A 21,474-nucleotide genomic window follows, 5' to 3' on the forward strand; every position below is an offset into this window, starting at 1 on the left:
CGGTCTTCTCGTTCAGTGACGGTGCTGGCGGGTCACGCCGGCATCGAATTGCGCGACCACCTGCTGCCAGCCGGCTGCGATCAGCGCCTGGTCAGAGAGGTCGGAGGGAACTGCGAGGTTGGCTTGGCGGTTGAGCCAGATGTCCGGCTCGGCAGCGTCCACGCGCATCAGCAGCGAACCACTGGTGCCGGGCGCCTGGCTCAAGCCCAGGTAAGCCGAGGGTTGGAGCAATTGCCAGCGATGATCGCCACGGCTGACCGAGCTGGCGTCCTGGGCAAACGGTGCGAAGCCTTCTTCGGCCAATTGTGCTGGGCTGGGCAGCGCGCTTTGCTCCTGCTGCAATAGCTGGATCTCATCCAGGGTCACGCGCAGGTCGGCGTAGATGCCTTGTTCAGCGGCGCTCAGGTCGCGGCGGGCGTCCAATTGATGGCTGGGCACCGCTGCAACGTCCTGGGTTTCGCCGTGCAAGGCCACCACCGTGCCGGCCACCGCGAGGATGACCAGGCACAACAGCAGCACGTAGAGGGTTTCATGACCGGCCCCGGCGGGGCGTACAACCTGTGTGGTACTCATTGTGGCTGGATATCCGCTTGGTCGATTTCCACCACGTGGCCCGGGCCTGCGTCGAACAGCACATAGAATTCGGCGGACGGCTTCTTGAAGGTCAGGGTCGAGTCCTCGCCCAGCTTGCCGGGCACCAGGATGGTTTCGTCGTAGCCGATCACGTCCAGCGTCACGCCGGGTGCGCCGCTGCCGTCGGAGAAGCCGCCTTTGCACTGGATCTGCTCGCCGGGGATTTCCTTGCACTCGCACATCGGGTTGTGGGCCAGGGCAACAGTGCTGAAGCCGGCGCCCAGCAACAGAACGCTACAGGCGCGGGTCAGGCGCATCAAAGTCATGGTTTAACTCCTTGCTTGTTCAGCCAGGCAATAGTGGCAGGCGAGGCCTGGCTCAGCGGGATGGAACCCTGGTGCATGCTGCCGTCCCAGCCTTCCATGGTGACCCACAGTTCGGCATCGGCTGGCGTGCGTTCCGGAATCGGCAGGCCGGCGCCCATGCGATACGGCGTACCGAAGAAGATCACCCCGGCGGCGCGCAGGCTACGGGGCTTGCCGATACGCAGGTAGGTGGCCTTGACCTGATTGGCGCAGGTGTCGCACAGGGCGGCGTTGAAAAACTTCATCGGGCCGGCCGGGTCCGGGCGTGGGGCCTCATTGCGAAATTCAGCGAGGGTCAGGCTCCACGGCCCGACCTGCACTTCGCCAGCCACTCGCTCGCCGATACCGGTGTCGCCGCGAAACAGCGCGGCATCAGCGAAATACTTGGGCATGAAGCCCAGGGGTATCAGCAACAGCAGCACGTTGATATGGAAGCGCCATTTCAGCCAGAAGGCTCGCAGTGGCGACGTCGGTACAGCCGCAACCTTGCTCATGAGTTGGCCTCCGAGGTTTCAGCCTGCATGGCCGGGATGGAAACGGGCTTATTTTGGGTCTTGGCTTCGCGCTTGAGGGCATTGAGCGTGGCCAGGGCGGTGCGCTTGGTCCAGATAAGCAGGCCGCTGAGCACCATCATGCTCATGACCAGGCCGAAGAACGCCCAGATCAGCTTGATCCATATCCCGCCAAAGTCGCCGGTGTGCAGTGGGCGCATGGACTCGGTGACGAACTCCAGTTTCGAGCGGTCGGACAGCAGGTGTGCCGCAGCGACTTCACCGTCATAGGGGTTGATCTGCGCGGTCTGGAACATCAACGGGTACCAGCCCCGTCCGCCGATCTGCAGATGACTGTAGGCGTTGAGCGGCAGGCTGATGAAACTCGCCTCCAGGCCAGGAATACGCTGGGTGGCGATCTTGATGGCCTCGTCGACCGGAATCATCGGGGCCGGTACGCCGGGCGCCGACATCGGCACCTTTTCACGCGCAATCACCGGGATGACCGGTTCGGTGGAGATCGAAATCTGGTTGTCGCCCAGGATCGCCCGGATCAGGAACCAGATGCCGGTGACGGAAATGACCGCGATGAACCAGATCGACCAGATACCGCTCAAGCGGTGGAAGTCACCCCAGAATATCCGCGCGCCGTGGCGGATGCGCAGGGTAGGGCGCAGGAAGCCCTTCCAGAAACGCTTGTACACCACCAGCCCGGTGACCAGCGACGCCAGCAACGGGATGCCGAGTGCCGACACCAGGTACCAACCCCAGCTGTAGCCATTGGTAAACGGCACCAGCCACCAGCCGTGCAGGGCGCGGGTGAATTGCTGGAAGTTGAAGGATGGGCTGATGCCCTGGATCGCACCGGTGTAGGGGTTGACGTAGACCTCCACCGAACGCCCGTCGGGGTAACTGAGGTCGACGCTGAGGGCGAAATGGGACTCGTCGGGACGGCTGATCGACTGGACGAACACCTGCGGTTCCTCGCGCTTGATGGCGGCGATCACCTGGTCATAGCTCAGGGGTTCGGCGTCGTCCGTCGGCTTGCTTGCGCGGATATCCGGGTTGGCCAGCCAGACGATCTCCTGGCTGACCACCGCCAGGGTCCCGGTGACGCAGACGATCAGTACAAAGAACCAGATGGGCAACGCCAGCCAGCTATGTACGAGAAACCAGAGTTTGGAGCGTGACTTCTTCGACATGTGAATGAGGGTCTTGATCGGAGGGGGGCAGTGAAGGCCCGGAAAAGGCCAGTCGTAGCTTTTGCTGACGCGACAGGCTGTATCTAAGTTAAGACGGATGAGAATGAGAAATCCCTAACCCGGATATGAAAGAAAATGTTTCAGGTTCACATTCAAGCGTCTTTAACGCCTGGATCGAACACGAAACATGTTCCAAGCCATCACCCAGGCGCCATTGATGGGGCGGGGCGGCTGCGTAGGATGGGCTCATGCCGTTGAGTGAGCCCCATCCCAAGCGAGCCCTAAGAAAAATGACTGCCAGAACCCTCTATGACAAACACATCGATTCCCACACGGTGTGCCCCCTTGATGATCAGGGCCATGTCCTGCTCTATATAGACCGCCAGGTGATCAACGAATACACCAGCCCGCAGGCCTTCAGTGGCCTGCGTGACGCCGGGCGTAAGGTTTGGCGCCCCGGCACGGCGTTGGCCGTGGTCGATCACGTGAACCCCACTACCCCTGAACGTATCGCGGCGATGCCGGACGCAGGCGGCGCACGGCAGGTGTCCTACCTGGCCGAGAACTGCCGGGACTTCGGCATCGAGTTGCTGGATATCCTCGACAAGCGCCAAGGCATCGAACACGTGATCGCCCCGGAACAGGGGTTTATCCTGCCGGGCATGGTGATTGCCGCCGGTGACAGCCACACCACCACCTATGGTGCCCTCGGGGCCTTCGGTTTCGGCATCGGCACGTCGGAAATCGAACACCTGCTGGCTTCACAGACCCTGGTCTACAAGCGACTGAAGACGATGCGCGTGAGCGTAGACGGCGAGCTGGCGCCAGGCCTGACCTCCAAGGACGTGATCATGGCGCTGATCGGCAAGATCGGTGCTTCGGGCGCGACCGGCTACGCCATTGAATTTCGCGGCTCGACCCTCGATGCGCTGAGCGTCGAGGCGCGCATGACCATCTGCAATATGGCGGTGGAAGCCGGTGCACGGGGCGCGTTCATGGCGCCGGACGAAAAAGTCTTCGCCTACCTCAAGGGCAAGCCGCGCGCGCCAAAAGGCGAGTTGTGGGACCAGGCACTGGTAGGCTGGCGGCAGTTGCACTCGGATGCCGACGCAGTGTTTGACCGAGAGGTGCAACTCGACGCCACCACCCTGGAACCCATGGTCACCTGGGGCACCAGCCCCGACCAGGCTGCGCCCATCGGCGCCCGTGTGCCGGACCCGCAGGACGTCAGCGACCTGATTCTGCGCCAGGACATGCGCCGCGCCCTCCACTACATGGGCCTGCAAGCCGGCATGCCGCTGAGCGAAATCGTCATCAGCCATGCGTTTATCGGCTCCTGCACCAACGCCCGCATCGAGGACCTGCGTGACGCCGCCCGCGTGGTGCGCGGCAAACACGTGGCCGACCACGTGCGCGCGATGATCGTGCCCGGCTCCACCGAAGTGCGCGACCAGGCCGAAGCCGAAGGCTTGGCGACGATTTTTATCGACGCCGGTTTTGAGTGGCGCCAGTCGGGCTGCTCGATGTGCCTGGCGATGAACGACGATGTGCTGGCCCCCGGCGATCGCTGCGCTTCCAGCACCAATCGCAATTTCGAAGGCCGCCAGGGCGCGGGCGCACGCACTCACTTGATGAGCCCGGCGATGGTCGCGGCCGCCGCCATTACTGGCCGCCTCACTGATATCCGCCACTTTGGAGCGCGCCCATGAGCCAGCTACCGTTTACCTTGGTCACCGGCAAGGCCGCGCCGATGCTGGCGGCCAACATCGACACCGATGTGATCATGCCCAAGCAGTTCCTCAAGGGCATCGACCGCAGCGGCCTGGACCGTGGGCTGTTCTTCGACTTGCGCTTCTTGCCGTCCGGCGAGCCCAACCCCGCTTTCGTGTTGAACCAGCCGGCCTGGGAGGGCGCGAGTTTCATGGTGGTCGGGTCTAACTTCGGCTGCGGTTCCAGCCGTGAACACGCGGTGTGGGGGCTGAAGCAGATGGGCATCCGCGCGTTGATCGGCAGCAGCTTTGCCGGGATTTTCTATGACAATTGCCAGCGTAACGGGGTGTTGTTGATCACCCTGGACGAGGCCGTGCTGCAGCAGTTGGGCAAGACGGTCAGCCAGGCGGACCAGGCGCAGATCAGTGTGGACCTTGACGCCCAAAAGATTTACCTGGCGGATGGCCAGGTGATCCCGTTCCAGATCGATACGTTGCGCAAGACCGCCCTGCTGCTGGGCCTGGATGCCATCGGCAGTACCTTGCAGCGCAGTGACGAGATCAAGGCCTTCGAACGTCGACACCTGCAAGCCAACCCCTGGCTCAACTGACACACCCAGCTCCAAAAAAGGTGGAGCGAGCCCGCTCCCACCTTTTTGATTGGGTTTGCAACGCTATGGGCTAGATCGAGAGCCCTTTGAAGTGCTCCTGCAAGAACTCCACGCAGGCGCGCAGTTTCCCGGAATACGCCAGCCGTGTCGGGTACACCGCCCACACATTCGCGCTCTGGGTATATCCGTGCAGTACCTGCACCAGCTTGCCCTGTTCCAGCAGTGGCTTCACATCCCACATCGAACGCAGCAGCACCCCGCGCCCATCCAATGCCCACTGCAACACAATCTCGCCATTGTTCGACGACAGCGGGCCACGCACGCGCACGCTTTCCTGGGCGCCGTCGTGCTCCAGGTTCCAGATGCCAAACGCGTTATCGCGCTCCTTGAGCACCAGGCAGTCGTGCTGCTCCAAGTCGCTCAATTGGTGCGGTGTCCCGCGTCGCTGCAGATAAGCCGGCGCGGCGCACAGTACGCGGCGGTTGCTCACCAGCCGGCGACCGATGTGCTGGCCGGGGATGTCGTCACCCACGCGGATCTCCAGGTCGAAGCCTTCGCTGACGATGTCTACCACGCGGTCGAACAGGTCCAGGCGGATTTCCAGGTCCGGGTACTGCTCTGCCAGCAACGACAGGGCCGGGGCCACATGATTGCGGCCGAAGCCGAAGCTGCTGCACAAGTGCAGGCGGCCGCGAGGGCTGTCATGGGCGTCGGAGAGTTCATCGGAGAGTTGCTGGAAGTCTTCCAGGATGCGCACGGCCCAGCGCTGTACCCGTTCACCGTCTTCGGTCAGGGCGATGCGTCGGCTGGTGCGATGTAGCAGGCGGGTGGCCAGGGTGGTTTCGAGGATCTGGATGCGCTTGCTGACGTAGGCCGGCGACAGCCCGAGCTCATCGGCAGCCGCTGCGAAGCCGGCCTTGCGGATCACGGTCAGGAACACCCGTAGGTCTTCGGGTAGGGGCACGGTATCTTTCTTGTTAGTCATCAGAAACAAGCGTGGCGGCATGAGCCGCCAGAATAGCACCGGTTGGGCATGCCTTCCGGCACGCCCAGGTGTTGTCGCTTACTCGGTGGCCACCTTGGCCTGGGCCGCCGTCTCGGCCGCGCGGGCATGGCGGCCACGCTTGAGCGCGATGGGCGCCATTTTTTCGCGGTCCAGTTCACCTTCCCACGCGGCCACCACCAGGGCGGCCACCGCGTTGCCGATGATATTGGTCAATGAGCGGCATTCGGCCATGAACCGATCGACGCCGAGGATCAACACCATCGCCGCCACCGGCACCGTCGGCACCACCGCCAGGCTGGCAGCCAGCGCCACAAAGCCTGCGCCGACTACCGCACCTGCGCCTTTGGAGGTCAGCATCGCCACCGCCAGCAGGGTCAACTGCTGCTCCAGCGGCAAGTGGATGTTGGTGGCCTGGGCCAGGAACAGCACCGCCAGGGTCATATAGATGTTGGTCCCGTCGAGGTTAAAGGTGTAGCCGGTCGGCACCACGATGCCCACCACCCCTTTGGAGGCGCCCAGGCTTTCGAGTTTCTGGATCAGCTGCGGCAATGCCGACTCCGACGAACTGGTGCCGAGCACGATCAACAACTCCGACTTGATATAGCCCATCAACTTGAAAATGCTGAAGCCGGCATAGCGGGCGATGCTGCCGAGCACCACGGCAACAAAGAAAAACGCAGTGACATAGAAGGTGCCCACCAGTTTGAGCAGCGGCAGCAACGAACCGACACCGTATTTTCCGATGGTGAACGCGATCGCGCCAAAGGCGCCGATCGGCGCGACGCGGCTGATAATGCCGACGATGCGGAAGAATACTTCGCTGGCCTGGTTGATCACGCCCACCAGCGGCCGACCCTTTTCACCGACCATCACCAGGCCCACGCCAAACAGCACGGAGACGAACAGCACCGGCAGGATTTCGCCCTTGGAAAACGCATCGAAGAACGTTGCGGGGATCACGTGCAACAGGAACCCGGTGACGCCTTCGCCATGCTCAGCCTGACCGACAAAACCGGCGATGGCCGAACTGTCGAGAGTCTTCACATCGATATTGAAGCCCACGCCCGGATGCAGCAGGTGCGCAGCAAGAATGCCGATCAACAGGGCGATGGTCGAGACCACCTCGAAGTACAGCAGCGCTTTGCCGCCGACCCGGCCCACCTGTTTTACGTCGTGCATGCTGGTGATGCCGGAGACCACCGTGCAGAAGATGATCGGGCCGATGATCATCTTGATCAGCTTGATAAAGCCATCGCCGAGGGGCTTGAGGTCGATGCCGATCTGCGGCCATTGATGGCCGATCAACACGCCCAGCGCAATCGCGATGAGCACCTGGATATACAGGGTTCCCAGCAGTTTTCTGATTGTCATTGTTATTATCTCGGTACGTTTCTTGGGGCAAAGCGAACCCGTCGCAGGCGTTTGCAGCCTGCGAGGTGGGTGGGTCAGGTCACGGGGTTACTGAGTGGCTCAGCGAAGGAAGGTCAGGACTTCGCCCAGCAATAATTCGGGGGCTTCTTCGGCGATGTAGTGGCCGGCCGGCAGGGCTTTGCCGCGTACGTCGGTGGCAACTTTCTGCCATTCCTTGAGCGGCTCGAAACAGCGGCCAACGGTGCCTTCGGCACCCCACATCACCAGTAATGGCAGGGTCAGGTGATGGCCGGCGTCGATGTCCGCCTGGTCGTGCTCAAGGTCGATACCGGCAGCGGCACGGTAGTCCTCGCAGATGCCGGTGGCGGCGCCCGGCAGTTTCAGGCAGCGCAGGTATTCGGCGAAGGCCTCGTCGGTGAACGGCTTGAGCCCGGCGCTGCGGCTGCCCATGACGCTGCGCAGGTACAGTTCCGGGTTGCTCTCGATCAAGGCTTCCGGCAACGGCGCCGGGCGGATCAGGAAGAACCAGTGCCAGTAGGCGCGGGCAAACGCTTCGTCAGTCTGTGCATACATCGACAGGGTGGGGGCGATGTCCAGCAGCACCATGCGCTGCACGGCGGCGGGATGGTCCAGGGCCAGGCGATGGGCCACGCGGGCGCCACGGTCATGGGCCAGCACCGAGAACTGTTCGAAGCCCAGCGCACTCATCAGCTCGACGCCGTCCCGGGCCATTTCCCGTTTCGAATAGGTGGAGTGATCGTCATTGGCCGGTGGCTTGCTGCTGTCGCCATAACCACGCAGGTCGGCAGCCACGACGGTAAAGTGTTCGGCCAGTTGTTCGGCGACTTTGTGCCAGATGACGTGGGTTTGCGGGTGCCCGTGCAACAGGAGCAGACCGGGACCTGTGCCGCCTTTGCGGTAGCTGATGTCCACGCCGTTGACGTGGCACTGGTCTTTCTGGAATCCGGCGAACATGGAATGACTCCTCTTTGTAATGGCTTGCATCCTGGAATCACACAGCGCTGGGGGCAAGGGCGAAAACGTGGAGGGGTTGTTCATGAAGTGTGATGCAGCAGCGTAAAGGCCGGGCCCTGTTTCTCGATCAACAAAGGCTCACGTGGGCGCAGGCAAGCCAGCTCCCTCACTGATTGGGGTGTTACTTCAGGGCTGGGTGGTTGGCTCCAACAGCTGTGCCCCCGGCCCATGCTCACCCAACTGATCATCCTGATTGCGCAACGGACATGCCTCCAGCGACAAGCACCCACAGCCAATACAGCCGCTGAGCTTGTCGCGCAGCAGCATCAACTTGTTGATGCGTTCATCCAGGTCCTCCTGCCACAGCGCTGACAAGCGCTCCCAATCCTGGGCGTTCGGCGTTCGCCCATCCGGCAGCGTCTGCAGCGCCTGGCCAATCGTCGCCAGCGGAATGCCCAAACGCTGCGCGATCTTGATCACCACCACCCGCCGCAATACATCCCGTGGATAGCGGCGCTGGTTGCCGGCATTGCGATTGCTCTTGATCAGCCCCTTGGCTTCATAGAAATGCAGGGCCGTGACCGCGACGCCGCTGCGGGCGGCGAGCTGGCCGACGGTGAGTTGCTTGTTGAGCATGAAAAAACTCCAAGACAGCGCTTGACCTTGACTTAACTAGAGGTTTTACCCTGCGTGGCATCGAATCGCAATATCTTGCCTACAGAGAAAGGGGAGTGTTCATGCAGGTATCAGAGAAAAATCGCAGCTTCACTCAATTGATCGAGTTTCAGATCGAGCCCCAGCAACAACTGGCCCTGGTGGCTGCATTGAGCACCCAAAGTGAACGCCTGGCCCAGCGCCATGGTGGCTTCATCAATGCGAGCGTGCAGGTCAGTGATGACGGGCGGCGGGTGCTCAATTACCTGCAATGGCGCTCGCGTGAAGATGGCGAGGCGGCGTTCAAGTGTTTTGAACACGGCGAGGAAGATTTCTGGACGCTGATCCGCGCCCACCAGGCCACGGCCGTGACCTTTGGTTCGTTCCAGGTGTTGCGCAGTTTCGAGCGCAGCCATGACAACGCGTTGCACTGCCGCCTAAATGGATAGGTGCAACATGCGCTCGCCCTGCACGTTTTCGCCTGGACGACGCTTGTTCACTGCCAGCTCGCCTATCTTGATCAGGCGCGTGCGCGTGACGTTGCGGCTCAAGCCGAGCAGGTTGGCGGTGTGCACCTGGTTGTAATGGCTGAAACGATAGGCCGCGCGTAACAGGGCGTCCTCGACCTTTTCATGCAGGGCGCCGGCCTGTTCTTCGAACAGCTTCTGGAAGGCCCGTGCGAGCAAGGCTTCGGCGCTGTTGTCGGTAGCGTACTGGCTGTCGTCCTGACGCTCGATGCGCATGTTCGACAGGCGCAGATCGTCGCGTTCGATCACGCCGTTGCGGCAGATCAACAGGGTATGGTGGATCACGTTTTCCAGCTCACGGATGTTGCCGGGCCAACTGTAGCTTTTGAGTTTGTGCTCGGCCTCGCGGCTGATCGTGATCGGGCCGTAGCCCAGGCGCTGGCTGTAGGCTTCGATGAAGTGCCGGGTCAGCGGCAGGATATCGCCGGGGCGCTCGCGCAACGGGCTGAGTTCCAGGCTGACCACGTCGAGACGGTAGTAGAGGTCCTCGCGGAAATGTCCGGCGTTGATGGCTTTTTCCAGTTGCACATTGGTCGCGGCAAGCACGCGCACATCAATCGGAATGCTCTTGCGCGAACCCAGGCGCACCACCTCGCGTTCCTGTAGGACGCGCAGCAACTTGACCTGGATCGCCATCGGCAAATCGCCGATCTCATCCAGGAACAAGGTGCCGCCGTCGGCTTCTTCGAACCAGCCTGCCTTGGCACTCAAGGCGCCGGTGAAGGCGCCTTTTTCGTGGCCGAACAACTCGGCTTCCACCAGTGATTCGGAGAACGCCCCGCAGTTCACCGCCACGAACGGCCGGTTGCGCCGCGCGCTGAGGTTGTGGATATGCCGAGCCACCAGCTCTTTACCGGTCCCGGTCTCGCCGATGATCAGCACGCTGGCTTCGCTGGGCGCCACTTGCTGGATGTGGTCGAGCAGCGCCTGGGATTTCGGGTCTTCGAAGACCTGGGCCGTGGCGCGGATCGACGTCGCGAGGGCGGGCGAGGGCGGTAGGGTCAAAAGCTGCATGGGCACCTCTCTTAGGAATAGAACGTCGGGATCGGCAGGGATTGGTTCAACGCCCAGTCCCCCAGTTCATGAAGCTTGTAGTCCACCGGGTCGTGCAGGGTTTGCGTGCGCAGGTTGCGCCAGTGACGGTCCAGGCGCAGCGACGCATGGGTGGAGCGTGCGCCGGTGACTTCGAACAGGCGGCTGCACAGGTCCAGGCCCTGGCGGGTCGCGGCGACCTTGGCGGTAGCGATTGCGATAGCCAGTTGGCCGCGTTCGCTTTCGCTGAGGTTCGGGCCCTTGGCCCACGCCTGGTCGAGCAACTCGGCGGCGCGTTCCACCAGCAGGCGCACACCTTCCAGGGCGACCCAGAATTCGCCGTAGTGATGCAGCACGTAAGGGTCCTGGCGCACGTCTTCGGCGCTGGATTTGTGCCACGAGCGGGTTTCGGTGAGTGTGTAGTTGCGCGCCTCTTCGAAGGCGCCTTCGGCAATACCCAGGAACATATGCGTGAAGGTCAACTGGGCGATCAACGGGCGCAGGCAGGCGAAAGGCGTACTCAGCGGGCCGGGGTCGAGCAGCAGTTCTGATTCCTCGACGCGTACTCGCTCGAAGCTGGCGCTGCCACTGTCGGTCTGGCGCTGGCCAATATTGTTCCAGTCGTTGTGCAGCGTAATGCCGCTGCGACCGCTGGGGATGGCCGCGATCAGCAACTTGCCGCCGGCGGTTTCATCCACCGCCGAGGCGATCAGCATTTCCGAGTCGCTGGCACCAGAGCAGAAGCTCTTTTTGCCGGAGAACTCGCGCCAGCCGCCGAAGTCCTTGACCACCGTGCGCGTGTCCAACGGGTTGAGGGCGTTGCCCCAGAACCAGTTCTTACGTGCGGTCTGTTCGAACCAGGGTTGCCATTGATCCGGACGCGAAAACAGGCGCACGGTGGCGAGCATCAGGTGGTGAAAGCCGAAGACATGGGCAATGGAGCTGTCGACCTTGGCGAACTCGCGCACGATTGCCAGGGTGTCGCTCCAGCGTGCACCGAGGCCGCCGTATTGGGTGGGAATGCTCAGGGCCAGCAGGCCGCTTTGGCGCAGGGCGTCGCGTTCGGCTTTGGGCGTGCCACCGCGCTCGTCGCGTTCGACAGCGGTGAGGGCGAATTCGGCGGCCAGCATTTTGGCGGTCTGCAATGGGGAGGGCAGGACGCTGTGGGGTTTGGCTGTCACGCGGGGTTCCTCAATGTCTATTTGGCAATGAAGGCCAACTGTAGGAGCGGGCTTGCTCGCAAAAGCGGAGTGTCGGGCGGTAAGTCAATTGACTGAACCGACGCCTTCGCGAGTAAGCCCGCCCCCACATAAAACCGACCTCACTGCACTCAGGCCTTTGTCGTTGGCAATACATCGTTGGCAATCATTTCGCCGAACGGGCCAGTGAGGTTGGTGATGCCGCGCCCGGCAAGGCTGGCATAGGGTTCCGGCAGCAGCGGGAACACCAGTTCCGCGAAGCGATAGGCTTCTTCCAGGTGCGGGTAGCCGGAGAAGATGAAGCTCTCGATGCCCAGGTCCGCGTACTCCTTGATGCGTTCGGCCACTTGTTGCGGGTTGCCGACCAACGCGGTACCGGCACCGCCGCGCACCAGGCCGACACCGGCCCATAGGTTGGGGGCGATTTCCAGGTTGTCGCGGCGCCCGTCGTGCAGGGCGGCCATGCGGCGCTGACCTTCGGAGTCAAAGCGCGAGAAGGATTTTTGCGCCGCGGCAATGGTTTCGTCGCTGATGTGCTCGATCAACGTGTCGGCGGCTTTCCAGGCGTCCTCTTCGGTTTTGCGCACGATCACGTGCAGGCGTATCCCGAACCTCACGGTGCGTCCGCGGCGGGCGGCGCGCTCACGTACATCCGCGAGTTTTTCCGCGACGGCGGCGGGCGGTTCGCCCCAGGTCAGGTACACATCCACCTGCTCGGCGGCGAGGTCATGAGCCGCGTCGGAAGACCCACCGAAATACAACGGCGGATAAGGCTTCTGCACGGGTGGGTAAAGGGCCTTGGCGTTCTGCACGCGCAAGTGCTTGCCTTCGAAATCCACCGATTCACCTTGCAACACGCGGCGCCAGATCTGCAGGAATTCGTCAGAGACCTCGTAGCGTTCACTGTGATCGAGGAAGCTGCCGTCGCCACGGTTTTCGTCAGGGTCACCGCCGGTGACCACGTTGATCAGCAGGCGGCCGTTGGACAGGCGATCCAGGGTCGCGGCCATGCGCGCCGAGACCGTGGGCGAAATGATGCCCGGACGAATCGCCACCAGATAACGCAGGCGCTCGGTCAGCGGCACCAGCGCCGAGGCGATCACCCAGGAGTCTTCGCACGAACGCCCGGTAGGAATCAGCACGCCGTGGTACCCCAGGCTGTCAGCGGCTTGGGCGACTTGCTTCAGGTAATTGAGGGTGACAGGGCGTGCACCTTGAGTGGTGCCCAGGTAATGACCGTCGCCGTGAGTGGGCAGAAACCAGAAAACATCCATGGCAAATCCTTACGCGATTTTCAGCAGAGAGGGGGAGTGCGCAGTGAACAAAGGCGCTGCACGTTCTGCTGCCAGTTGAATACGGGCTTTCAATAATTCGCTGGTTATTTGGTAGTCGGTGAAGTCCGCCTCGGTGGCGTACACGCCGATCGGCAGGGTCAGTGCCTGGAAGAAGCTGAACAGCGGGCGCAACTGATGATCGAGGACCAGTGCGTGGCGTTCGCTGCCGCCGGTGGCTGCGAGCAATACCGGTGTGTTGATCAGCGCGTTGAGGCCGACGAGGTCGAACAGGTGCTTGAGCAAACCCGGGTAGGAACCGCGATAGACCGGCGCGGCGACGATCAGCAGGTCGGCCTGTTCGATGGCCAACAGATGCGCTTCGACGTCAGCGGGCAACTCGTCGCGCGACAGCGCGCCGCCCAGAGGCCGGGCAATGTCGCCCAGTTCGATCAGGGTGGTCTCGATCGGCAGCAAGGTGGCCAGTTCAGCCAGTACAGCCTGGGTCAGTACCAGGGTGCGAGACGGGCGCCAGGTTCCGCCGGAGAGGGCTACGACATTCAGGGGACGGGTCATGAACAGTTCCTTTTCAACAGTGATTCATAGCAGGTGGGGTGCAACCTGTTGAGCAAGAGCTGTACCAACGGGCGCAGGCCTTGATCGGCGTGGGTTGCAGCCTCACTGGTGAAAAAGCTGCTGTTGCCTGCCTGGTGATTTGTTGAATGACTGTTGCCAGGGCAACAGTTGCGTGGGCAACAGTGCCGTTGCGGTGCAGCGCCATTTATAGAGGGTTACATTTATTCCGTAAATGAACGTATTTCCATATTTATAGATCATAAAGAAATATAAAGGTGTCGTTATCGAGAGTGCCAACGTGGTTGATAGCAACTATCACGGGAGGTGATTTTTCACTGCGCAAGGGCGGGAGTAGCCTGTGTTCATTGACTCGAAACCAACTTTGCAGGGCCACTACCGTGAACCGATTCCTCGCTGTTTCCTTATTGATTGTCAGTGCTGTCCTTGGCGGATGCGCGACCCATCCCTCGCCAGAATTGCGCCCTTACACTGCCGCAGAAACCCAACAGTTGGCCCTGGAAGCACTGGGTCGTCGTGGGTTGTCATTTGATGAATATCAACGGCAGCGCGCCGCACTGACCGGACAGCCGCAGAAAGCGTTCGGGTTTGATCAACAGGCTGAGATGAACGCGCAGCGTGCCGCCCAGCGCAGTGGCCGTCCTAGTTGAGCCACCCGACGGCAGGTACGTGTTGCAGTTGACGGCGAGATGTCCGCCAACTAGACCTTACGTGTAGCAAGTCATTTCGCCTGCACAGGCGAGTGATTGAGTCGAGTGTCTATTGGTTCCTGACTCTATGGCTTTACGCCATGTCGTAGTTTCGCAGTGGATTAGCCTTGCAAGACATTCCAAATTGAATCGTCGGGGCTCACTGGCCTTTTCCGGCTGCAGCCCCAGCCAGGCGCTTTCTAACGGGATTGTGAAGCTGTGCAGTCTTTCTTCGATGGAGCGACACCTGGCCTCATAACGAGGCTGTGAGTCATGGAGATGTCGTTCGGGTCAAGTCGTATTGTTTCGCGTTGTGGCTGGTTTCTTTTCGTGTCCCTGCTGGCTTCTGAAGCGTGTGCAGCGGCGTGCACGGCCCCGGCCTATGAACCGGGACAGGTGTACGAGCAGGGCGACCAAGTGCAGAACGTTGGTCGCCATTTTGAGTGTTGGCGGGATGAAGAGGCACCTCTTGGGGTCGGCAGTTGGCAATGGTGCAGGCAAGCGGGCTATAACCCCGGCCTGCCCGCGGGCAACGGCGCCAACATTTGGCCGGACGCCTGGAAAGACCTGGGTGAATGTGGCGGTTTTGAAGGCAATCGCCTCACCTTGAACTTCACCACGCTCCAAGGCCGAGCGTCTATCGCCAAGCCGGTCCCCGGAGTGTCCGACGCCGATCAGGTCGTCACCGGCGTATTGCGCTGCAAGGCCGACGCCATACCGATCAGCGCCAAATCGGGCGAAACAGTCCACCTCGATAACCTGAAGGCATGCGACTACCAATTGGTGATGAACGTCGCCGATGGGTTTGTGCCGTTGAATACCCCGCGCATCATTTCCTTCCAACGTAACGAAGGCGAGGAACAGGCCGTCACCCTGAAATACCGGCCACCGGTGCAGGTGAGCAAATTGAGCGGCCTGCCGGGAATCAAGATCGAACTGTTTGCCCAGGGGTTGATTCAGCCACGGCAAATGGCCATGGGCAAGAACGTGCTCTACGTCGGGTCCAGCGCGATTCCTTCCTACGTCTATGACGGAAAAATCGCGGATATGATCTACGCCTTGCCGCTGGACAGTGCGGGCAAGCCGACAGGCATCTACGTGATCGCCAGTGGGTTGGAGGAGCCCCACGGCGTGGTGTATCGCGACGGTGATTTGTATTACTCGACCACCGGCGGCCTCTATCGTTTGCGCGACGCCGATGCGCACTATCAGGATCCTTCGCCCGAATTGGTGTTCAAGTTCCCGGCCGATGATTCGTTGTTTCCATTGCCGCCCGTGGCGTCCGGTTCCAGCACGCGCATCTGGCACATGAAACACCCTCTGCATTTCAACCCGCTGGACCCCACCGATACAGGCCTTTACACCGCCGTCGGCACGCCTTGCAACCTCTGCATGATCCCGGCTGACCCGCGTTACGGCACGCTGTTGCGTTACGACACGGTGACCGGTAAAGCGCAGATTCTTGCCCGGGGCGTACGTAATTCCGTGGGGTTCGACTGGAACGCGAAGACCGGTGAAATCTGGTTCACCGATAACAATCGCCAGGGCTTTCCCAACCCTGATGAAGTCAACCGGATCAGTGGTCCTGGCCTGCATTTTGGTGTGCCGTATCTATTTGGCAAAGGCACACCGGGCTTTACCGACGAGGAGTTTCGCAACCCGGGCGTGATTCAGCCGCCCTTGGTGCAAGGCGCCATCGTTTCCGATAAATCCCTGGAGCAGGTCGATCCCAAGGACTATGTGCCGGCCGCCTTTGAGTTGGGCACCAACACCGCGCCCTTGGGGTTGAAGTTCTGGGACGGCTACCCCGCGACTGCACATACCCAGCCTATGCTGGTCGCCGTGCACGGCGCCGGCACCGCGGAACGGCCGGGCATGGATATTCGGCTCGTGACTGTCCAGGGCGGTACGCGGGTGGTCAACCAGATCCCGTTGATCAATGGTTTTATCCAGGACCCCGAGCGCTTTGATGTGTATTGCCTGGACAATTCCTGTGTGGGGCGGCCGGTGGATTTCCTGGAACTGCCCGACAAGAGCCTGCTGGTGTCCGATGACGTCGCCGGGGTGATCTACAGGGTCTGGTATGACCCGGTGGGCCTACCTGATACGCAACTGACCTTGCGCCCGATGCTGGCAGCGTCGCCTGAGCTGGAGAGCGAGATGGCCAGCGGTACGTTGATCTCGCCCGATGGCAATACCCGGTTGTTCCACATGTCCCTGAACCCTGGCGACAACGAGGCGGCGTTGGTCCTGCAAGGCCTTCCCTATGGTGTCTACCAGGTAAAACTCGACGATGTGAAGCACTGGATTCCCGAGCAGCGCACGGTGTCGCTGAACCTGTCCGCCGAGAACAACAGGCCGTCTTTCAACATTCAATACCGCGAACGGCCCATCAAGTTGAACATCAAGATCACCGTGATGGCGCCGTCCAAACCGGCATCGGTGGCTGCCGCCAAATGGCACTTCAGCCTCAAGCAAAAAGACCTGCCGGATACAGCGCCAAAGGTGATGGAAGTGCCATGGGGTGAAAGCGTCACTGAGCTGCTGGATTACGGGAAGTACGAGATCATTTATCCCTTCTACCCAGAGGAGAAGCCGCAACCGGAACTGGTGTCGCTGACTATCGATGAAGCGAGCCAGGACCAGCAACTTGCGCTGGTGTCTTATCGTCACGAGGAGAAGTTGGGTGAAACGGTGCTGTCCGAATCGTGCACCAAATGCCATGCAGTAGAGTATTTCAAAAGCTTGCGCATGGCCGTGGCCTGGAGTGCCGCAGGCCAGGATGCCTTGGTGCGCCAGATCCAGAGCATGCCGGTGGCTGGGCATTGCGACAGCACCTGCGCCACGCAGATCAGCAAGCACCTGCTGGAGGTTGTGTGGGCACCGTATCTTAACCCGGCGGACACCCATGGCCAGCGTCAGCTGCGCCTGCTGACACGTGATGAGTACGTCAACAGCGTCAGGGATGTCCTGGCAGTGGAGGTCAACAAAGAGAAGTTGCCGGCGGATAAATCCGACAAAGATTTCAAGTACCCCGGCGAAGCCAGCAAGGGAGTGTTGCAGGCTGAAGATATCAAGAAGCTGTATGACATGGCGCTATTGATCGCTGAGCGGGTGGCTCCCGAACAGCTGCAGCGTCTCAAGGCCGCCAACGGCACGGACTCGACCACGGCTTTGGGTTACCAGTTGTTCCGGCGCCATCTGAACGAGGCTGAGCGTGCCCGTTATCAGGCGCTGTCGGATGAACATGGCGAGCAGGCACTGATCGCCGCGCTGCTGCTGTCGCCCAACTTTCTCTATCGCTCGGAGCTTGGGCAGGCTGTCGACGGGCAATCCGACGTTTACAAGCTGACGCCCTATGAGATGGCGACGGCGTTGTCCTACACCTATCTAGGAACAACGCCAGACGCGCAACTGTTGGCCAAGGCCGAGCGCAACGAGTTGCAAACGCCGCAGCAGATCAGTGCCGAGATTGATCGGATGATGCGCACTGAACGGGGTATCGAGCAGTTCAACCGGTTTATCAGCTACTACATCCGGACCCAGCGCGGCGTTCAGGAAAAACCCGGGCTGGATGAGCAGAAGATCCAACTGATGACGCAGGAGCAGGCCCTGTTGACGCGTGAGGTGATGCTTGGCACTGAGCCTACGCTCGATAAGTTGTTCAACCCGGGTTTCACCTATCTCAATCAGGTATTGGCCGAGCACTACGGCATCAATGGGGTGGCGGGGACTGCAATGCGCAAGGTTGCCGTGGACGATAAGCGCGGAGGCCTGCTGCACCTGGGGCTCTTCCAGGCGTCTACCTCCGACTACGCGGTCACCTCACTGGTCAAGCGCGGTATCACGATTCGCGAACAACTGTTCTGCCGTGAGTTCGGGGCGCCAGTGGAAGCTGAGCCGACGGAGCCGACGTTCCCGCCTCGGGCGATCACCACCCGTGAGCGTTGGGACCTGGTCAACGGCGAACAGGCTTCCGGAGGACGTTGCTGGCAGTGCCACCAGTACATGAACGATACCGGTGCCTCGATGGAGCACTACGACGCTACGGGGCGCTATCGCCAACAAGAGCCGGCCTACAACTACGCGCAGTTTCCGCAAATGCTGCCGATCAAGTCGTCCGGCCCATTTGTTGGCGTTGATGGGACGGTGCCCATCGACGATGTGCGGGATATTTCCAAGCTGATCGCCCACAACTCAGCGTCGCTGTTCTGCATGGCGGACAGCTACTTCCGCTTCGCGTCGGGGAACAAATCCGACGAATCCACTTCCGCGACGGTGAAGGCACTGACTGATGGGCTGAAGAACACAGGCTCATTGCCGTCGATGTTACGCACGCTGGGCACTTCCAACGCGTTCCAATTCAAGGTGCAGAGGGATTGATCATGGATATCTTGAAAAGTCGTCGTCGTTTCCTCGCCGGTCTTGCAGCCGTCGGTATCTATGGTCCGCTCACCCAGTTTGGCTTGGCACGGTTGGCGCTGGCGGGACAAAGCCAGCAGGCGAAGCTCAAAGTCGTGTTTTTCATCGTACCGGACGGCTTGGCCGTCGACTCCTCCAGCGCATACTCGAGTGACGGCCGGGGCCTTTGGCACCCCCAGGCCGCTGCGTTGGATACCTCAGACTTCACGCTCAATGAAGTCAGCCAGGAACTGGCCGCGTACAAGAGCCAGTCCCTGTACCTGCGTGGCACGATCCTTGGGCCGGGTAATGAAGGCCACAATGGATGGACCTGGCTCCTGCGCGATCGCGAGAAGAAAATGGCTTCGATCGATGTGTTGCTGGGGCAGCATATGCCCGGGACGGATCCGACCCTGCGCAGTGTGTTTGCCGGGCCGCATGCGGGCATTGATGGCACTGACTGGTATGTGTCGTGGAATGGTCCGAAGATTCGCAGTGATATTCGCAAGCCTGTACAGGACCCGGAATTACTGGCGCAGTATATCTTTGGCACCGTCAGCAGAGCGGTGCGTGATCGGCAGGTACGAAACCGTCACGTCTTCGACCCGGTGCTGGCCGATATCAATGAGATGCGAGGACGGCTTGCTGGTGCGCAAAAACAGAAGGTCGAGATGCAACTCGATGCTGTCGAGCAGACCCTCAAGGACATGGAAGAGACGCTGCCGCCGATTGGCGAGTGTTCTCCGCTGGAGCTGGAGTCGGTGCCTTTCAAGTCCGCGCAATTTCGCAATCAGATCCAGAACAGCCATCACCAGGTGGTCGCGACGGCGCTGTCGTGCGGCATCACGCGGGTCGCCACGATTCAGGTCGGGCGCTCGGCAGAGTCACTGAATATCCTCGACGTCAGTGACGTCACCAATCCGCATGATTGCGCGCACCGCTATGCGGGGCTGGACGTCTGGAAAAAGTCCCGGCAGTGGTACACCCAACGACTCAAATTGTTTATGGACGAACTGGCGCGTCATGCCGACCCTGATGTGCCGAGTGACAGCCTGCTCAAGCACACGTTGGTGATCTTTACCAGCGAGATGGCCGACGGCGCGCCCGAACACACGCTGGATATGCCGCTGGTATTGATGGGGGGCGCCAGCGGCTTGTTGAAGAGCGGCGCGGGTGCGGGGCGTTATTTCAACATCACGGCCCAGGGTGACCGTCAGCAATATGGCAACCCCGTGATTGGCAATACATTCGTTGACATGCAGCGGATCTGGGCGACTGTTGCCAGGGCGGCGGGGACCAGCGTGCCCTATAATGGAAATATCGACCCGGTGAGTGGCATATTCACCAACGTTTGAGTCGTTTCGCACTGCATCAAAAAGCCGAAAGGTCCGGAGGGCGGACTTTTCGGCTTTTTGCGTTTGCGCCCAATCGATCTAACGGCGGCGCCTTTGAGCCTGTTAAGCTCAAATTCCAGGAGCGTTCCTACGCACATTTACATAAAGTGGTTCTTCTTTCACGGCATGCGATCGGTTAAACCTGACGACCTCTGTCCCGGTCCATGCCCCTGAGACGCTGCTCTCGGGAACCTGCTCTGCGAGTTTCTAACGTTATGAATAAACGTCCGCTGTATTTCGACTACGCCGCCACTACCCCGGTGGATGAACGGGTCATCCAGGTAATGGTCGAGTGTCTGGGCTTCAATGCCAATTTCGGTAACCCCGCGTCCAGTTCCCACGCGTTCGGCCAGGCGGCCCGGCAGACGGTTGAACAGGCGCGTCGCCAGGTGGCCGAGTTGGTCGGTGCCAACCCTGAACAAATCGTCTGGACGTCCGGCGCCACAGAATCCAACAACCTGGCGATCAAGGGCGTGGCGCAGGCGCGGGGCGTGGCGGGTGGGCATGTCATCACCAGCCAGATCGAACACAAGGCCACCCTCGATACCGCGCGGCAACTGCAAGAAGCCGGCGTGGCGGTGACCTACCTGGTGCCGGATGCCGATGGGTTGATCAGTGCCGATGCTGTCAGCGAAGCAATGCGCGAGGACACCTTCCTGGTATCGCTGATGTTGGTGAATAACGAGCTAGGCACCCTCAATGACATCCCCGCCATCGGTGCCCGCGTGCGTGAACACGGCGCGCTGTTGCATGTGGATGCGGCGCAGGGCGCGGGTAAGGTGGCGATCGACCTGGCGCAATGGCCGGTCGACCTGATGTCGTTTTCGGCCCACAAGCTGTATGGCCCCAAAGGTGTCGGCGCGTTGTATGTCGGCCCACGGGCGCAGCAGAAGGTGTTGGCGCAAATTCATGGTGGCGGTCACGAAGGCGGCTTGCGCTCCGGCACCCTGGCGACTCATCAGATTGCCGGTATGGGCACCGCCTTCGCCCTGGCCGCGGCATCTTTTGCTGAAGAAAAAGCCGTCATCGTGGCTTTGCGCCAGCGTCTGCTTGACCAGTTGGCGTCGGTGGCGGGGGTACGCCTCAATGGCAGCCTGACTCAACGTATTCCACACACACTGAGCCTTACGTTCAGTGAAGGCGAATTCAATGCCGCTGCGCTCGGCGCGGGGATCGCTTTTTCCGCGACATCCGCCTGCAACTCGGCGAGCAATGCGCCGTCCCATGTGCTGCTCGCCTTGGGCCATGATGCACGCAGCGCCGGCCGTACCATTCGCTTGAGCCTGGGTCGGTTCACCACCGAGCAGGACATCGACCAGGCTGTGCAGTTGATCAAAACCACCCTGGCCAGTGCACCGGCCTTCTGGGCGGTCTGATTCATTTAACGCAACACATAATAATTATTCGTGG

The 21,474-nt window shown here is 61.0% G+C and carries 19 protein-coding genes; 7 read left to right on the top strand and 12 right to left on the bottom strand.

The features are described from left to right. Nucleotides 1-12: 12 nt before the first annotated feature. Genes ATH90_RS09965 through ATH90_RS09980 form a run of 4 tightly spaced genes read right to left on the bottom strand, consistent with a single transcriptional unit; the run spans nucleotide 13 to nucleotide 2,631 of the window. Nucleotides 13-573 (bottom strand): DUF6162 family protein, encoded by a 561-nt coding sequence (locus ATH90_RS09965; RefSeq protein ID WP_034103090.1) that lies wholly within the window; start codon nucleotides 571-573, stop codon nucleotides 13-15. Next, nucleotides 570-899 carry a hypothetical protein gene (locus ATH90_RS09970; protein WP_098466172.1) on the bottom strand — a complete coding sequence of 110 codons (330 nt, stop codon included), beginning with the start codon at nucleotides 897-899 and terminating at the stop codon, nucleotides 570-572. Before ATH90_RS09970 ends, ATH90_RS09965 begins: the two co-directional genes overlap by 4 nt. Continuing rightward, complete coding sequence (locus tag ATH90_RS09975; RefSeq protein WP_034103094.1) at nucleotides 896-1,432, bottom strand: hypothetical protein; 537 nt, start codon at nucleotides 1,430-1,432, stop codon at nucleotides 896-898. The genes ATH90_RS09970 and ATH90_RS09975 overlap by 4 nt, the downstream gene beginning before the upstream one ends. Next, a complete protein-coding gene (locus ATH90_RS09980; protein WP_034103095.1) occupies nucleotides 1,429-2,631 on the bottom strand; it encodes a PepSY-associated TM helix domain-containing protein in 1,203 nt (400 codons plus the stop codon). Before ATH90_RS09980 ends, ATH90_RS09975 begins: the two co-directional genes overlap by 4 nt. A 290-nt stretch (nucleotides 2,632-2,921) precedes the next feature. Here ATH90_RS09980 and leuC point away from each other — a divergent pair, with 290 nt between their 5' ends. Both leuC and leuD read left to right on the top strand, forming a co-directional pair. Continuing rightward, complete coding sequence (gene leuC, locus ATH90_RS09985) at nucleotides 2,922-4,340, top strand: 3-isopropylmalate dehydratase large subunit (protein ID WP_034103096.1); 1,419 nt, start codon at nucleotides 2,922-2,924, stop codon at nucleotides 4,338-4,340. Then, complete coding sequence (leuD, locus tag ATH90_RS09990) at nucleotides 4,337-4,951, top strand: 3-isopropylmalate dehydratase small subunit (protein WP_034103097.1); 615 nt, start codon at nucleotides 4,337-4,339, stop codon at nucleotides 4,949-4,951. Before leuC ends, leuD begins: the two co-directional genes overlap by 4 nt. A 70-nt stretch (nucleotides 4,952-5,021) precedes the next feature. Here leuD and ATH90_RS09995 read toward each other — a convergent pair whose 3' ends face one another. From ATH90_RS09995 to soxR, 4 genes are all read right to left on the bottom strand, one after another. After that, nucleotides 5,022-5,936, bottom strand: coding sequence for a LysR substrate-binding domain-containing protein (locus ATH90_RS09995; protein ID WP_197984510.1), 915 nt, complete (start codon nucleotides 5,934-5,936; stop codon nucleotides 5,022-5,024). Nucleotides 5,937-6,014: 78 nt separating this feature from the next. Continuing rightward, nucleotides 6,015-7,328, bottom strand: a complete 1,314-nt coding sequence (locus tag ATH90_RS10000) for a dicarboxylate/amino acid:cation symporter (protein ID WP_034103101.1) — start codon at nucleotides 7,326-7,328, stop codon at nucleotides 6,015-6,017. Between the two features lie 99 nt (nucleotides 7,329-7,427). Continuing rightward, nucleotides 7,428-8,303 (bottom strand): alpha/beta fold hydrolase, encoded by an 876-nt coding sequence (locus ATH90_RS10005; RefSeq protein WP_034103103.1) that lies wholly within the window; start codon nucleotides 8,301-8,303, stop codon nucleotides 7,428-7,430. A gap of 186 nt (nucleotides 8,304-8,489) precedes the next feature. Continuing rightward, nucleotides 8,490-8,939, bottom strand: a complete 450-nt coding sequence (soxR, locus tag ATH90_RS10010) for a redox-sensitive transcriptional activator SoxR (protein ID WP_034103105.1) — start codon at nucleotides 8,937-8,939, stop codon at nucleotides 8,490-8,492. A 101-nt stretch (nucleotides 8,940-9,040) separates the two neighbouring features. On the opposite strand from soxR, the gene ATH90_RS10015 reads away from it, so the two are divergent. Continuing rightward, nucleotides 9,041-9,406, top strand: a complete 366-nt coding sequence (locus ATH90_RS10015; protein ID WP_034103108.1) for an antibiotic biosynthesis monooxygenase — start codon at nucleotides 9,041-9,043, stop codon at nucleotides 9,404-9,406. Here the strand turns inward: ATH90_RS10015 and ATH90_RS10020 are convergent. The 4 genes from ATH90_RS10020 to msuE form a co-directional block, all read right to left on the bottom strand. Further along, nucleotides 9,395-10,498 (bottom strand): sigma-54 interaction domain-containing protein, encoded by a 1,104-nt coding sequence (locus ATH90_RS10020; protein ID WP_034103109.1) that lies wholly within the window; start codon nucleotides 10,496-10,498, stop codon nucleotides 9,395-9,397. The genes ATH90_RS10015 and ATH90_RS10020 overlap by 12 nt on opposite strands. Nucleotides 10,499-10,509: 11 nt before the next feature. Next, nucleotides 10,510-11,646, bottom strand: coding sequence for an acyl-CoA dehydrogenase family protein (locus ATH90_RS10025; protein ID WP_164441143.1), 1,137 nt, complete (start codon nucleotides 11,644-11,646; stop codon nucleotides 10,510-10,512). A gap of 200 nt (nucleotides 11,647-11,846) precedes the next feature. Continuing rightward, nucleotides 11,847-12,989 carry an FMNH2-dependent alkanesulfonate monooxygenase gene (ssuD, locus tag ATH90_RS10030; RefSeq protein ID WP_069022699.1) on the bottom strand — a complete coding sequence of 381 codons (1,143 nt, stop codon included), beginning with the start codon at nucleotides 12,987-12,989 and terminating at the stop codon, nucleotides 11,847-11,849. 9 nt (nucleotides 12,990-12,998) lie between these two features. Further along, complete coding sequence (gene msuE / locus ATH90_RS10035) at nucleotides 12,999-13,562, bottom strand: FMN reductase (protein ID WP_069022697.1); 564 nt, start codon at nucleotides 13,560-13,562, stop codon at nucleotides 12,999-13,001. A 398-nt stretch (nucleotides 13,563-13,960) separates the two neighbouring features. Between msuE and ATH90_RS10040 the strand changes: the two genes are divergently transcribed. The 4 genes from ATH90_RS10040 (at nucleotide 13,961) to ATH90_RS10055 (ending at nucleotide 21,440) form a co-directional block, all read left to right on the top strand. After that, nucleotides 13,961-14,230 carry a hypothetical protein gene (locus ATH90_RS10040; RefSeq protein WP_098466173.1) on the top strand — a complete coding sequence of 90 codons (270 nt, stop codon included), beginning with the start codon at nucleotides 13,961-13,963 and terminating at the stop codon, nucleotides 14,228-14,230. A gap of 369 nt (nucleotides 14,231-14,599) precedes the next feature. Beyond that, entirely contained in the window at nucleotides 14,600-18,652 is a 4,053-nt protein-coding gene (locus ATH90_RS10045) for a DUF1592 domain-containing protein (RefSeq protein ID WP_244905982.1), read from the top strand. Between the two features lie 2 nt (nucleotides 18,653-18,654). Further along, on the top strand, nucleotides 18,655-20,025 hold the full coding sequence (locus ATH90_RS10050) for a DUF1552 domain-containing protein (protein ID WP_098466175.1): 1,371 nt from the start codon (nucleotides 18,655-18,657) through the stop codon (nucleotides 20,023-20,025). A gap of 254 nt (nucleotides 20,026-20,279) precedes the next feature. Further along, nucleotides 20,280-21,440 (top strand): cysteine desulfurase family protein, encoded by a 1,161-nt coding sequence (locus ATH90_RS10055; protein ID WP_098466176.1) that lies wholly within the window; start codon nucleotides 20,280-20,282, stop codon nucleotides 21,438-21,440. Nucleotides 21,441-21,474 lie beyond the last annotated feature (34 nt).

Source organism: Pseudomonas lurida, assembly GCF_002563895.1.
GTDB classification, from domain to species: domain Bacteria; phylum Pseudomonadota; class Gammaproteobacteria; order Pseudomonadales; family Pseudomonadaceae; genus Aquipseudomonas; species Aquipseudomonas lurida.

Excerpts from the sequence above, each read along its gene's own strand:
- ATH90_RS09965 (WP_034103090.1), bottom strand. The coding sequence starts at position 573 with ATGAGTACCACACAGGTTGTACGCCCCGCCGGGGCCGGTCATGAAACC.
- ATH90_RS09970 (WP_098466172.1), bottom strand. The coding sequence starts at position 899 with ATGACTTTGATGCGCCTGACCCGCGCCTGTAGCGTTCTGTTGCTGGGC.
- ATH90_RS09975 (WP_034103094.1), bottom strand. The coding sequence starts at position 1,432 with ATGAGCAAGGTTGCGGCTGTACCGACGTCGCCACTGCGAGCCTTCTGG.
- ATH90_RS09980 (WP_034103095.1), bottom strand. The coding sequence starts at position 2,631 with ATGTCGAAGAAGTCACGCTCCAAACTCTGGTTTCTCGTACATAGCTGG.
- leuC (WP_034103096.1), top strand. The coding sequence starts at position 2,922 with ATGACTGCCAGAACCCTCTATGACAAACACATCGATTCCCACACGGTG.
- leuD (WP_034103097.1), top strand. The coding sequence starts at position 4,337 with ATGAGCCAGCTACCGTTTACCTTGGTCACCGGCAAGGCCGCGCCGATG.
- ATH90_RS09995 (WP_197984510.1), bottom strand. The coding sequence starts at position 5,936 with ATGACTAACAAGAAAGATACCGTGCCCCTACCCGAAGACCTACGGGTG.
- ATH90_RS10000 (WP_034103101.1), bottom strand. The coding sequence starts at position 7,328 with ATGACAATCAGAAAACTGCTGGGAACCCTGTATATCCAGGTGCTCATC.
- ATH90_RS10005 (WP_034103103.1), bottom strand. The coding sequence starts at position 8,303 with ATGTTCGCCGGATTCCAGAAAGACCAGTGCCACGTCAACGGCGTGGAC.
- soxR (WP_034103105.1), bottom strand. The coding sequence starts at position 8,939 with ATGCTCAACAAGCAACTCACCGTCGGCCAGCTCGCCGCCCGCAGCGGC.
- ATH90_RS10015 (WP_034103108.1), top strand. The coding sequence starts at position 9,041 with ATGCAGGTATCAGAGAAAAATCGCAGCTTCACTCAATTGATCGAGTTT.
- ATH90_RS10020 (WP_034103109.1), bottom strand. The coding sequence starts at position 10,498 with ATGCAGCTTTTGACCCTACCGCCCTCGCCCGCCCTCGCGACGTCGATC.
- ATH90_RS10025 (WP_164441143.1), bottom strand. The coding sequence starts at position 11,646 with ATGCTGGCCGCCGAATTCGCCCTCACCGCTGTCGAACGCGACGAGCGC.
- ssuD (WP_069022699.1), bottom strand. The coding sequence starts at position 12,989 with ATGGATGTTTTCTGGTTTCTGCCCACTCACGGCGACGGTCATTACCTG.
- msuE (WP_069022697.1), bottom strand. The coding sequence starts at position 13,562 with ATGACCCGTCCCCTGAATGTCGTAGCCCTCTCCGGCGGAACCTGGCGC.
- ATH90_RS10050 (WP_098466175.1), top strand. The coding sequence starts at position 18,655 with ATGGATATCTTGAAAAGTCGTCGTCGTTTCCTCGCCGGTCTTGCAGCC.
- ATH90_RS10055 (WP_098466176.1), top strand. The coding sequence starts at position 20,280 with ATGAATAAACGTCCGCTGTATTTCGACTACGCCGCCACTACCCCGGTG.